The organism is Streptomyces sp. TRM64462 (assembly GCF_013362995.1).
Taxonomy (GTDB): Bacteria; Actinomycetota; Actinomycetes; order Streptomycetales; family Streptomycetaceae; genus Streptomyces.
In genome coordinates this window covers 1-12,662 of the sequence record NZ_JABWDV010000431.1, presented here as the reverse complement: position 1 = coordinate 12,662, position 12,662 = coordinate 1, and the positions used below count along the sequence as shown (strand labels likewise).

Below are 12,662 nucleotides of genomic sequence, written 5' to 3'. Positions count from 1 at the left end.
CCGGTTCCGGTCTCATCCCAGGACCGGCAGGTACAGGGACAGGTCGGCGCGGGAGCCGGTGGCCGTGAGCCGCGCGTGGGACAGGGCGTCCGGCCAGTTCGTACGGCCCGTGGCGAGGCGCGTCCAGGTCAGCGGGTCGGTCTCCACGACGTTGGGCGGCGTGCCGCGCGTGTGCCGCGGGCCCTCCACGCACTGGACGACCGCGTACGGCGGGACGCGCAGCTCCACGGAGCCGCCCGGGGCCTTCACGGCGAGCGCGTCGGCCAGCAGGCGGGTGCAGGTGGCGAGGCACTGCCGGTCGTACGGGACGCCGAGGTCCGTCGCCGCGTTGAGGTCGTCGGTGTGGACGGTCAGCTCGACCGTGCGGGTCACGAGGAAGTCGCCGAGGCGCATCCCGCCGAACCGGGTCGTGATCAGGCGGTCCTGGCGGCCGGTCGTCAGCGCGTCGGCCAGGTCGGCCGCCGTCCGCTCGTAGAGCGCCGGCAGGTCGCCCGCCTCGTCGGCCAGCTCGCGGGTGTCCTCGTCGACGGTCGGCGCGAACTTCCGGGTCGCCGCGGGCCAGTCGAGGAGCTCCGCGTCGAGCGCGGCGGGCTCGGGTGCGGCGACGCCGCGGACGACGGAGCGCATCACCATCGCGATGTGCGCGGCGAGTTCGCGGACCGTCCACGCCCCGAGCCGCGTGGGCAGGGCCAGTTGCTCGTCGTCGAGGCCCCGTACGGCATCGGCGACGTGGGCGAACTGCGCCTGCACAGCGGCGCGGGTCTTGGCGGAGTCGTAACTGCGGGCACGCTTCTTGGCCGGGGGCATGGATCCGAGGCTACTGCGGGCCGCTGACACGCTCCCGGGTTTCAGGTGGTGCTGCGCAGGGCGCGCCAGGTGTTGGGGCCGACCATGCCGTCGGCGTCCAGGCCCTTGGACTTCTGGAAGGAGACGACGGCGCGCTTGGTGTCGACGCCGAACTCGCCGTCCACGCCCGCCGAGCCCACGCTGTAGCCGCGCTTCGTCAGCATGCACTGGACCTGTGTGACGCGGACGCCCTTGTCGCCGTACACGGTCTCGGCCGTGCCCGAGTAGAACGTGCAGTCCCTCAGCCACGGGGGTTGCGTGGGCGTGGCCGTCGGGGTGCGCGTGGCCGTGCTGGGCGTGGCCGTGGCGGTGACCGTCACCTCCGGGGCGGGGCGGCGGGTGGCGGCGGGCGCCGACGCGGAGGAGGCGGCGGGCGCCGCGGACTCGGCGGCGTCCGGCTCCTCCCGGGTGGGCGACGGCGACGGGGTGTCGCCGGGCGACCGGTCCTCGCCCCCTGGCATCGGTGACGCCGCCAGGTCGTCGGTGCCCGGGTCGCCGGGTGCGCCGGGCGCGGCCGGTGCGGAGGAGACGATGCCCACGCCCGCGGGCGCGGCGTCGGTGGCCGTGCCGTCCGGGCGGGTGAGGACGTACGCGCTCGCGGCGACGGCGCAGACGGCGACGACCGCGGCGGCCAGGGCCAGGTACGGCTTCTTACGACGGGCCTTCGGCGCCCCGGCGGGCGACGCGGCCGTCGACGCCCCGGCCACCGGGGCGCTGCCGTACCCGGGCGTGGGGCCGCCGGGTGTCGTCGCGGCGGGGTGACCGGCGGGGTGGCCCGAGGGGTGACCGGCGGGGTGGCCCGAGGGGTGACCGGCGGGGTGGCCGGCAGGGTGACCGGCGGTGGGCCCGCCCGGGTACCCGTACCCGGCGCCGGACCCGGCCGCGTTCCCTGCCGGGTGCCCGCCCGCCTGCCCGGACGGTGCGCCCGGGTACCCGTACCCGGCGCCTCCCCCGGCCGTGGACCCCGCCGGATGCGCGCCTGCGTGTGCGCCCGCCTGCCCGGACGGCGCGCCCATCGCGGGGCCGAAGCCCGGGGGCGGGGCGGCCAGCGGGTCGTGGACGCGTTCCGTCGCCATCGGGCCCGGCGGCGGTACGGACACCGGGAGCTGGTGCAGGTACTCGTACGCCTGCTGCCGCGCCGCCAGCAGGGACCACAGCGGCTCCTGCCACACCGGCCGAGCCCCCGCCGCCGCGGCCGCCTCGACCAGGTGGCCGGGTCCGGGCCGCAGCGCCGGGTCCTTGGCGAGACAGGCCGCGAGCAGCGCGCCCAGCGCGGGGTCGGCCGCCCCGGCCTCCCCTATGGCCGCGTGGTCGGGCTCCTCGTACACGACCCGGTGCATGACGTCCATGCCCGTGCCGAGCCCGAACGGGCCCTTGCCGGTCGCCGCGTAGACGAGCGTGCCGCCCAGCGAGAACACGTCGGACGCGGCGTCCGTGTGCCCGGTCCTGAGGTATTCGGGCGCCATGAACGCGGGCGTGCCGACCCGCTGGCCGGTCGCGGTCAGCATGCTGGCGTCGCCGGCCTTGGAGATGCCGAAGTCGATGACGTGCGAGCCCTGCGCGGACACGATCACGTTCGACGGCTTCAGGTCGCGGTGCACGACCCCGGCCGCGCCCAGCGCGAGCAGCGCCTGCCCCAGCTCGCCCACCAGCCGCCACACCGCCGCCCGGTCCAGCACCCCGTGGTCGCGCACGGCGTCCGCGAGGTTGAGCCCGGGTACGTAGTCGCTGGCCATCCACAGCAGTTCGAGCTCGTCGTGGAAGCCGGTGCCCTGGAGGCGCGGCGCGTGCGGGCTGCGCACGCTGGCCTGCACGGCGGCCTCGCGCTCGAAGCGCCGCCGGAACTCCGCGTCCGCGGCGTACTCGGGCCGGATGACCTTCACGGCCGCGAGGCCCGGCCGGCCGTCCGCGTGCCGGGCCAGGTAGACGCGGCCCATGCCGCCGCTGCCCAGCTCCCCGATCGGGACGTACGGGCCGATCCGCTGCGGATCCCCCGGCCTCAGCGGGGCGGCGCCCGCCTGCCGCAACGCGGTGTCTGACACAGAGCCCCCGATATTCCTTTACCTGTATGTCAGTTCGGGTCAGGCTACCGCAGCCGGAAGGGCCGGCCCGTGGGAACACGGACCGGCCCTTCGCGTACGACGGCACCGTACGACGGCACCCTGCGGCGGCGTCTTACGACGGCACCGTACGGCGGCCCGTTCGGCGCCGACCAGGGCGCCGACGCTCAGGCCAGCAGGGCCGGGATCGTCGCCTCGTACGCCGTGCGCAGCTCGTCCAGCGCGAGGGTGAACTCGCCCTGGACGTCGATGGTGTCGCCGTCGACGACACCGATGCGCGTCGCGGGCAGGCCGCGGGCGCCGCACATGTCGGTGAAACGGAGCTCCTCGCTGCGCGGCACGGACACGACCGCGCGGCCGGCCGACTCGCTGAAGAGGAACGTGAACGCGTCGAGCCCGTCCGGGACGACCAGCCGCGCGCCCTTGCCGCCGCGCAGGCACGACTCCACGACCGCCTGGATCAGGCCGCCGTCGGACAGGTCGTGCGCCGCGTCGACCATGCCGTCGCGGGACGCGGAGATCAGGATGTCGCCGAGCAGCCGCTCCCGGTCCAGGTCCACGGCCGGCGGCAGCCCGCCGAGGTGCCGGTGCACGACCTCGGACCACGCCGAGCCGCCGAACTCCTCGCGCGTGTCGCCCAGCAGGTAGAGGAGCTGGCCCTCCTCCGCGAAGGCGATCGGCGTGCGCCGCGTCACGTCGTCGATCACGCCGAGCACGGCCACGACGGGCGTCGGGTGGATGGCGACGTCACCGGTCTGGTTGTACAGCGACACGTTGCCGCCCGTGACCGGCGTGCCCAGCTCCAGGCAGGCGTCCGCGAGACCGCGCGTGGCCTCGGCGAACTGCCACATGACGCCCGGGTCCTCCGGCGAGCCGAAGTTCAGGCAGTCGGAGACGGCCAGCGGCTTGGCGCCGGACGCGGCGACGTTGCGGTACGCCTCGGCCAGCGCGAGCTGCGCGCCCGTGTACGGGTCGAGCTTGGCGTACCGGCCGTTGCCGTCCGTGGCGATGGCCACGCCGAGGTTGGTCTCCTCGTCGATCCGGACCATGCCCGAGTCCTCGGGCTGGGCCAGGACCGTGTTGCCCTGCACGAACCGGTCGTACTGGTCGGTGATCCACGCCTTGGATGCCTGGTTCGGGGACGCGACGACCTTGAGGACCTGGTCCTTCAGCTCCTCGGCGGTCTGCGGGCGGGGCAGCTTGCCCGCGTCGTCGGCCTGGAGGGCGTCCTGCCACGCGGGCCGCTCGTACGGCCGGTGGTAGGTCGGGCCCTCGTGGGCGACGGTGCCCGGGGGCACGTCCACGATCTGCTCGCCGTGCCAGAAGATCTCCAGGCGCTCGCCCTCGGTCACCTCACCGATGACGGTGGCGATGACGTCCCACTTCTCGCAGATCTCCATGAAGCGGTCGACCTTGTCGGGCTCGACGATCGCGCACATGCGTTCCTGCGACTCGCTCATGAGGATCTCCTCGGGCGAGAGCGTCGCGTCACGCAGCGGGACGGTGTCGAGCTCGACGCGCATACCGCCGGAGCCGGCCGAGGCCAGCTCGGATGTGGCGCAGGACAGACCGGCGCCGCCGAGGTCCTGGATGCCCGCGACGAGCTTCTCCTGGAAGATCTCCAGGGTGCACTCGATGAGGAGCTTCTCCTGGAACGGGTCGCCGACCTGCACGGCGGGCCGCTTGGTGGGCTTCGTGTCGTCGAAGGTCTCGGACGCGAGGACCGAGACGCCGCCGATGCCGTCGCCGCCGGTACGGGCGCCGTACAGGATGACCTTGTTGCCGGCGCCGGACGCCTTGGCGAGGTGGATGTCCTCGTGCTTCATGACGCCGATGCAGCCGGCGTTGACCAGCGGGTTGCCCTGGTAGCAGGAGTCGAAGACGACCTCGCCGCCGATGTTGGGCAGGCCAAGGCAGTTGCCGTAGCCGCCGATGCCCGCGACGACGCCCGGGAGGACGCGCTTGGTGTCGGGGTGGTCGGCGGCGCCGAACCGCAGCGGGTCGACGACCGCGACCGGGCGGGCGCCCATCGCGAGGATGTCGCGGACGATGCCGCCGACACCGGTCGCCGCGCCCTGGTACGGCTCGATGTACGAGGGGTGGTTGTGCGACTCGACCTTGAAGGTGACCGCGTACCCCTGGCCGACGTCGACGACGCCCGCGTTCTCACCGATGCCGACGAGCATGGCGTCGGACTGCGGCTTCTTCTCGCTGAACTGCTTCAGATGGACCTTGCTGCTCTTGTACGAGCAGTGCTCGGACCACATGACGGAGTACATGGCGAGCTCGGCGCCGGTCGGGCGGCGGCCGAGGATCTCGCGGATGCGCGCGTACTCGTCCTCCTTGAGGCCGAGCTCCTTCCAGGGCTGCTCGACGTCGGGCGTCCCGGTGGCGTGCTTGACGGTGTCGAGGCTCATCAGGCGTTGACCAGCTTCTTGAGGATCGAGGTGAAGAAACCGAGGCCGTCGGTGCCGCCCGTGCCGATGAGCGGCTCCACGGCGTGCTCGGGGTGCGGCATCAAGCCGACGACGTTCCCGGCGGCGTTGGTGATGCCGGCGATGTCACGGAGCGAGCCGTTGGGGTTCACGTCGACGTAGCGGAACGCGACCCGGCCCTCGGCCTCCAGCTCGTCGAGCGTGCGCTCGTCGGCGGTGTACCGGCCGTCCATGTTCTTCAGCGGCACGGAGATCTCCTGGCCCTGCGCGTAGTCGAGGGTCCAGGCGGTGTCCGCGTTCTCCACGCGCAGCTTCTGGTCGCGGCAGATGAAGTGCAGGTGGTTGTTGCGCAGCATCGCGCCGGGCAGCAGATGCGCCTCGGTGAGGATCTGGAAGCCGTTGCAGATGCCGAGGACCGGCATTCCGGCCCTGGCCTGCTCGATGATCGTCTCCATCACCGGGGAGAACCGGGAGATGGCGCCGGCGCGCAGATAGTCGCCGTACGAGAAGCCGCCCGCGAGGACGACCGCGTCGACCTGCTTGAGGTCCTTGTCGCGGTGCCAGAGCGAGACCGGCTCGGCGCCCGCGAGCCGGGCCGCGCGCAGCGCGTCCTGGTCGTCGAGCGTCCCGGGGAAGGTGACGACTCCGATACGAGTGGTCACGCCTCCTCCACCTTGACGACGAAGTCCTCGATGACGGTGTTGGCGAGGAACGTTTCGGCCATTTCATGGATGCGGGCGAGGGCGGTCTCGTCGACCGGGCCCTCCACATCCAGCTCGAAGCGCTTTCCCTGACGGACGTCCGCGATCCCCTCGAAGCCGAGGCGGGGCAGTGCGCGCTGCACCGCCTGTCCCTGCGGGTCGAGGATCTCCGGCTTGAGCATGACGTCGACTACGACGCGTGCCACTGGCACTCCCGGTGGTGTGTTGCGTGGGCGGTTCCCTCAGCGTACCTGCCTACAAACTCTACGCGAGTAGATTTCCAGAGGATCCCACAAACGCCCGTACTGACGCACGGCACAGGAACACGCCGGAACGCAAGGAAGCGGGCCGAAAAACTCCGGAAAATAATCCGGTCGGTGATTGCGGCGGACACGCGGAGACAAATGCGAGGGCTTCACAGTGCGGCACTGCGCGCTGTACAAAGGAATCCAGAGGAAAGCAGGATTGCCTCTTCATACCCGAAAATCCGGTATCGCCGCACGTCAGGCAAGGTCGGGCCGTACGACGGAACGTACGCCGTAACGCCCTACGAAGCATGACGGAGCACGGCGGACCGCAGGAAAGGACCGATATCCGTGGCGCAGCGCGTAGTAGTCACGCTCTCCGACGACATCGACGGCGGAGAAGCGGCGGAAACGGTCAGGTTCGGCCTCGACGGTAAGGCGTACGAGATCGACCTCAATGAAGACAACGCGAAGAAACTCCGCGAGGCGCTCGCGCCGTACGTGGCGGCGGGCCGGCGGAAGTCGAGCGCGGTCACGTCCCGCGCCAGGCAGACGTACAAGCACACGTCGCTGGCACCGGACCCGGCGGCCGTCCGCGCCTGGGCGCAGTCCAACAAGCTGGACGTGCCGGCCAGGGGCCGCATCCCGCAGCGGATCTACGACGCGTTCCACGCGGCCCACTGACGGCGCGGCGGGAGCACCGCGCAGCGCGGTCGGAACCGGTCCGGGAGCCGTGCTGCGCACGGAGTTGCGCAGCACCCCCCTTGATCGGCTAGAGTCTGGAGCACGCCGAGGGGCGAGGCCGGAAGGCCCCACCTCACGCAGCGTGCGGGTGTAGTTCAGTAGCAGAACATCCCCCTTCCAGGGGGAAGGCGCAGTGTGCGATTCCTGTCACCCGCTCTGCATCGCTTACCGACCACGCGAGTGGATCAGGTACAGTGGTGTTCGCGCCGCCGGTGAAAGCCGAGCGGTTGCTTATGCGGACGTGGCTCAGTTGGTAGAGCATCACCTTGCCAAGGTGAGGGTCGCGAGTTCGAATCTCGTCGTCCGCTCAGAATGAGAAAGGCCCCGGTTTCCGACCGGGGCCTTTCTCGTGTGCGCGGTGTGCACGCCGCCATCGGTGTGAGGGTCGCCACAACCAGTACCGCCGTACGGCGGCATGTCTCGCGTACCCGCGCGGTTGGGTATAGTGGGTGCCGCGCGAGAGCGCATGCGGACGTAGCTCAGTTGGTAGAGCGCAACCTTGCCAAGGTTGAGGTCGCGAGTTCGAGCCTCGTCGTCCGCTCCATGACGGAAGCCCCGGTCGGATCGACCGGGGCTTTCGCGTTGCTCGTCGCCTGTCGCCCGTTCCCCGCTGCCCGTTGCCTGGGGATGGGCCGTGGCGCTACTGCCAGGCCGTGCCCGTCAGCAGCTCGTACGCCTCGATGTACTTCGCGCGGGTCGCGTCCACGACGTCCCGCGGGAGCGGCGGCGGGGGCTGCTCGCTCCCGCGATCCCAGCCCGAGGCCGGGGACGTGAGCCAGTCCCGTACGTACTGCTTGTCGTACGAGGGCTGGGCGCGGCCCGGCTCCCACTCCGCGGCCGGCCAGAACCGGGACGAGTCCGGGGTCAGCACCTCGTCCGCGATGACCATGGTCCCGTCGGCGTCGAAGCCGAACTCGAACTTGGTGTCCGCGAGGATGATCCCCCGGTCGCGCGCGACATCGCGGGCCCTGCCGTACACGGCGAGCGTCGCCTGGCGCAGCTTCGTGGCCGTCTCGGCACCGACCTGGCGGGCGACCTCCTCGTACGACACGTTCTCGTCGTGGGCGCCGACCGCGGCCTTCGTGGCCGGGGTGAAGATCGGCGCGGGGAGCTCGGAGCCGTCGGTGAGGCCCTCGGGGAGCGCGAGCCCGCAGACCGTACGCGACTCGTTGTACTCGACGAGGCCGGAGCCGGTGAGGTAGCCGCGGGCCACGCACTCGACCGGGATCATCCTCAGAGACTTGCAGATCATGGTGCGGCCCGCCCAGTCGGCGGGCGCGCCCTCGGGCACGTCGGTCGAGATCACATGGTTCGGGATCAGGTCGGCGAGCTGGTCGAACCACCACAGGGACAGCTGGGTGAGCACCCGGCCCTTGTCGGGGATCTCGGTGGGCAGCACCCAGTCGTACGCGGAGATGCGGTCGCTGGCGACCATCACGAGATCGCCCGCCTCGTTCTGGTACAGCTCGCGCACCTTGCCGGTGTGCAAGTGCACCAGGCCCGGCACCTGAAGCGGCTCGGGCTTTTCTACGAATCCGGACACGGTTCCTCCCCGTGGTTCTGTCCAACGGCTCAATTCTCCCGCACGTGGGGTGAACGCCGGTGGCCAGGGGTGCAGGGACGTTCTAGTCGCGTTTGCAGATGCGGTCCAGGAGGTTGGCCGTGGCGCGCTGGACGCGTGCGTCCACATGACCCGGCCGGTCCAGAGCGGGCGACCAGGCGAACGTGCCGGACGCGAAGACGAGGGCGCCGGAGGGTGCCCGGTACAGGGACGTCTCCTGGTGGCGTACGGCGCCGTCGGCGTCCCGGTAGGGGGAGTGGGCGAGGAGGATGCGGCGCTGGTGCTCGGGGAGGGCGGTGCGCGGGAAGTAGCGGTCGGCCTCGCCCGCGACGAGGCCCGGCAGTTCGTCGCCCTCGCCCGCGCCCGTCGCCTCCCAGAGCCAGTGGTCCGCGTTCCGTACGACGAGGGGGTGCGGTGCGGGGACGCGGCCCGCGTACTGGATGCCGAGGAGCTGCTGCTCCGGCCGGTCGACCTCCCGCCACAGGGACGGTTTGCCGGGGCCCTGGCGTTTTCGGCAGGTGAGGAGGCGGTCGGGGAGGCCGGACGGGGACGGGGCCAGCTCGACCTGCCAGTACATGGTGTTCGCGGAGAGGAACACGAGGGACGTGCCGCTGTCGCGGGCGTGCTCGACGGTGCGGCGCAGGGGCGCCGACCAGTACTCGTCGTGGCCGGGGAAGATCACGCCCCGGTAGCGGGTCGGGTCGACGCGGCCCGCGTGGAGGTCGCTGGCATCGGCGTACGCCAGGTCGTAGCCGTACCGCTCGGCCCAGCGGATCACGTCGTACGCGTGGCCGGCGTGCAGGGGCAGGCCCTGGCCTGCGTACGGGCGGTCGAAGGAGATCGTGACGGCGGCGCCGCTCTCGCCGAGCAGCCGGCCCTCCTCGTCCCAGGAGTGGTAGAGGCTGGCGCCGGTCCGGCCGTCCTCGGGGTACAGGTTGTAGGCCTGCCACGTCAGGTCGGGGAGGACCAGGAGCAGGTCGGCGGGGTGGCCGTCGCGGACGGTGAACGGGATGTGGGAGCGGTAGCCGTCGGCGGTGGTGAGGACGGCGACGTACGCGCCGGTCGACCAGTACGAGGGGATCTGCAGCCGCCAGGACAGCCACCAGTGGTGGCAGGAGACCGTGCGGCCCGCCGTGAGCGGGGGCGGCTGGACGATGCCGGAGAGGCGGGGGCTGGTGGTGATCTTGGCGGCGCCGTCGCCGCCGTAGTGGCCGATCCGATAGATGTCGACCGAGAACTGCTGGGGCGGGTTCACGGTGACGTGGAAGTCGATCGCCTCACCGGGGGCGACGGCGCCGGTGGAGGTGAAGCCCTTGATCTGGAGGTGGACGTCGTCGGCGGGGCGCGGCCCGCTGCCGCGCGTCGTGCGCTCATCGCCCTGACCCCGGCGCGCAGCGGCGTGCCGCCGCTGGTGCTGGTGCTGGTGCTGGTGCTGGTGCTGCGGCTCGGCGTACCAGGGGAGCGGCCGGCCGTCCTCGCCGACGTAGTGCTCGGTGCCGCGCAGCCAGGGCAACGGGCCCTGACCGAAGGGATCGTCGACGGCATGGGCCAGCGCCCCGGACTCCCACCGCCGTACCTGCTCCGCCCCCATGCTGCTGCCCCTCCCTCGACTCCCCCGATCCCGCCCGGGCCGGCCACCGCCGGCTTCCGCGACGCGTTCAGCGCCGGTCCACAGCACATCACATTACGCACCCAGTCCGTCACCGGTCGTCGCGAATTGACGTGAACGGAACGGGGCATTCCGAACGGGGTGCGCCGGGTATGCGGCGCCGGAACCGCCGGAGCGAAGCGTGGAGCCCGCGACAGGACCCGCCGCCGGCTCCTGCGCTGGGCGAGCGTTCCGCCCCGGGCGGCACCCCTGGACGACGTCCTTGGGGCAGGTCAGACGAGGCGGATGGGTTTCTCCGGGCGGACGCCGATCGCGGCCAGCCAGTGGCGCAGGGGTTCCGGGTCGGCGTCCTCGATGAGCGCGAGCACGCCCGCCGCCACATCGGCCCGCCGCCTGCCGGACCCCATGCCGGGGGCTCCCTCGGGGCGCCCGGACCCGGTGGCTTCCGGGCCGGTGGTGGTCTCGGCGGGGTGGACGGGGTGGGCGGGCTCGGAGGCGGGTGCCTCGGGCGCGGAGGTCTGGGGTGCGGGGGTCTGGGGTGGGGAGAGCAGGAGGGTGGGGCCGTCCAGCCAGTCGAGGCCGGGCGCCGCGCCCGCGGTGTCCACGGCGGCGCAGCACACCATGGCCGTCACATGGTCGGCCAGCAGGTCGCGGCCCGTGCGCGGCGGCTGGAGCGGGACGAGCGGCAGCTCGTCCGCGACCCGGACGTCCGGCGTGCCGACGGCCTGCGGGGTGCCCGAGGCACCCGGCGTGTGCGAGGCGCCCGGCGTGCCTGCGGTGCCCGAGGCGCGTGCGGCGGCCCCGGCGCGTCGGTGGGCCTCCTCCCGCGCGGCCTCCTCGCGGGCCACCTCCGCCGTGATCGCAGCGGCCAGGGTCTCCGTGCCGTGCGACGCGGCCAGGTGGTCGACCACCCGAGCCAGTGTCGGGGCGTCGGAGGCGGTGTCGCGGCGGACGCCCAGGCGGTCGAGGGCGCGGTGGAGGCGGGCGGCCTCGGTGCGCCACTTCCGGTCGACGACCTCCTCCGGGTACTGCTGCCAGTCCACCGGCGCCCAGTCCGGCCCGGGTTCGGCGGGGCCGCCGTGGAAGAGGCGGGCGGCGAGCAGCGACGTGGCCTCGTCGACCAGACCCGGTTCCTCCAGCAGGTCGCATGCCGGGCGCTCGCCCAGCCGGGACGTGAAGCCCTCGGCCAGCCGGTCCCGCCGGGACAGCTCCGTCAGCGCCGCGACGACCCCCGCGTCCAGCCGGGACGGCCAGCGGCCCATGCGCCAGGCCGGCAGCGCGACCCGGGTCAGCAGCCGGTCCCAGCCCGCGTAGGCGAGGCCGACCTGTTCCTGGGCGACGATCCGCAGCCCGTAGTCCACAGCCTGCGCCCGCTCCGACGCGGCGGCGGCGACGCCCCGCTCCATCTCGGCGGCGTGCCCGCGCGCGGCCCGCAGCATGAGCCGGGCGACCGCGCCCGTACCCCGCGCGGCCAGGCGCCGTATCGCGCCGAGCCCCGGCCGGTCGGGCAGCGCCACCGCGGCGTCCAGGCCCCGTACGAACCGGCGGGCCGCCGCTATGTCGGGGTGGGCCGACGGGCCCGTACCGGCCACCACCGGCGCCAGCACCGCCCGCAGTTCGCCCACGCGCATCCACCACAGGAACGGGGACCCTATGACCAGGACGGGAGCCGCGCCGCCCGCGCCGCCCGTGCCGCCCGCGGAGCGCCGGCCGCTGTCGGCAGCCCCGGATATGCGGTGCGCCGGGTGCGTACGGTCCTCCAGCCAGCTGTCGCAGTCCGGCGTCAGGGCTATCGCGGACGGCGCGGGCACCGCGAGCCTGGCCGCCAGGTCCCGCACCATCCGGTACAGGTCGGGGGCGGACGTCTCCGCGATCTCCACGGTCGGCGTGAGCGCGGGCCGCGCCCGGGCGATGACCGCCCCGACGGCCGCGGCGCCCAGCAGCACGGCCAGGGCCAGGCCGGACACCACCCACCGGGCGACGTCCCAGCCGGGGCCCGCGAGCTGCCCCGTGACCCCACCGGTCAGCAGCACCACGGCGACGGCCGCGGGCAGGAGGGCGACGGCCAGTGCCCTGCCGCGCACCCGCAGCACGGCCAGGGCCCGGGCCCGCGCGGCCCGCGCGCCCCGCTCCTCACCCATGGCGCCCATGGCCCGCATGGCGTCGATGTCGCTTCTGTCGGCTCCGGGACCGAACACAGCCGTACGTCACCCCCTCGACCCTTACGACGGTTTTGCTCACTCCCCCACTGTGACACCCGCCACTGACATCGCAATGCCGGTGGGCCAAGTGCCGGAACGCCTGCGCGGCACCCTAGTTGGGGCGTCGGCAGGCGTCATCCGGATGGGTGAGCCGTCACTCGATGGAATGGCTTTGGGCAAGGCTGAGGACGGTTCGGGGGCCGCGGGTCTACGGACCGGACCCGCGGCGGCGGCTGGGCGGGTCCGGTGCCCGGGCGGAG

The 12,662-nt window shown here is 73.1% G+C and carries 9 protein-coding genes and 3 tRNA genes; 4 read left to right on the top strand and 8 right to left on the bottom strand.

Annotated elements, in window-relative coordinates:
• Window positions 1-12: 12 nt before the first annotated feature.
• The 5 genes from HTZ82_RS27650 to purS all read right to left on the bottom strand — a co-directional run bounded on the left by HTZ82_RS27650 (window position 13) and on the right by purS (window position 6,248).
• Window positions 13-807: a maleylpyruvate isomerase family mycothiol-dependent enzyme gene (locus tag HTZ82_RS27650; protein WP_175412111.1), complete on the bottom strand. Its 795-nt coding sequence runs from the start codon at window positions 805-807 to the stop codon at window positions 13-15.
• A 41-nt stretch (window positions 808-848) separates the two neighbouring features.
• Complete coding sequence (locus tag HTZ82_RS27645; RefSeq protein WP_175412110.1) at window positions 849-2,888, bottom strand: protein kinase; 2,040 nt, start codon at window positions 2,886-2,888, stop codon at window positions 849-851.
• 185 nt (window positions 2,889-3,073) lie between these two features.
• The gene (gene purL, locus HTZ82_RS27640; protein WP_175412109.1) at window positions 3,074-5,323 is read right to left on the bottom strand and encodes a phosphoribosylformylglycinamidine synthase subunit PurL; all 2,250 of its coding nucleotides are present in this window, start codon (window positions 5,321-5,323) and stop codon (window positions 3,074-3,076) included.
• Complete coding sequence (gene purQ, locus HTZ82_RS27635; RefSeq protein WP_175412108.1) at window positions 5,323-6,003, bottom strand: phosphoribosylformylglycinamidine synthase subunit PurQ; 681 nt, start codon at window positions 6,001-6,003, stop codon at window positions 5,323-5,325. The genes purL and purQ overlap by 1 nt, the downstream gene beginning before the upstream one ends.
• A complete protein-coding gene (gene purS, locus HTZ82_RS27630; RefSeq protein WP_175412107.1) occupies window positions 6,000-6,248 on the bottom strand; it encodes a phosphoribosylformylglycinamidine synthase subunit PurS in 249 nt (82 codons plus the stop codon). Before purS ends, purQ begins: the two co-directional genes overlap by 4 nt.
• A 390-nt stretch (window positions 6,249-6,638) precedes the next feature.
• On the opposite strand from purS, the gene HTZ82_RS27625 reads away from it, so the two are divergent.
• The 4 genes from HTZ82_RS27625 (at window position 6,639) to HTZ82_RS27610 (ending at window position 7,575) form a co-directional block, all read left to right on the top strand.
• A complete protein-coding gene (locus HTZ82_RS27625) occupies window positions 6,639-6,971 on the top strand; it encodes an Lsr2 family protein (RefSeq protein WP_175412106.1) in 333 nt (110 codons plus the stop codon).
• Window positions 6,972-7,115: 144 nt separating this feature from the next.
• A tRNA-Gly gene (locus tag HTZ82_RS27620) sits at window positions 7,116-7,187 on the top strand.
• A gap of 79 nt (window positions 7,188-7,266) precedes the next feature.
• Window positions 7,267-7,339: transfer RNA gene (locus tag HTZ82_RS27615), tRNA-Gly, on the top strand.
• 160 nt (window positions 7,340-7,499) lie between these two features.
• Window positions 7,500-7,575, top strand: a tRNA-Gly gene (locus HTZ82_RS27610).
• A 96-nt stretch (window positions 7,576-7,671) separates the two neighbouring features.
• Here HTZ82_RS27610 and HTZ82_RS27605 read toward each other — a convergent pair.
• The 3 genes from HTZ82_RS27605 to HTZ82_RS27595 form a co-directional block, all read right to left on the bottom strand.
• Window positions 7,672-8,574 (bottom strand): phosphoribosylaminoimidazolesuccinocarboxamide synthase, encoded by a 903-nt coding sequence (locus HTZ82_RS27605; protein WP_175412105.1) that lies wholly within the window; start codon window positions 8,572-8,574, stop codon window positions 7,672-7,674.
• Window positions 8,575-8,656: 82 nt separating this feature from the next.
• Complete coding sequence (locus tag HTZ82_RS27600; RefSeq protein WP_175412104.1) at window positions 8,657-10,183, bottom strand: N,N-dimethylformamidase beta subunit family domain-containing protein; 1,527 nt, start codon at window positions 10,181-10,183, stop codon at window positions 8,657-8,659.
• A gap of 290 nt (window positions 10,184-10,473) precedes the next feature.
• A complete protein-coding gene (locus tag HTZ82_RS27595; RefSeq protein ID WP_175412125.1) occupies window positions 10,474-12,342 on the bottom strand; it encodes a hypothetical protein in 1,869 nt (622 codons plus the stop codon).
• Window positions 12,343-12,662: the final 320 nt, after the last annotated feature.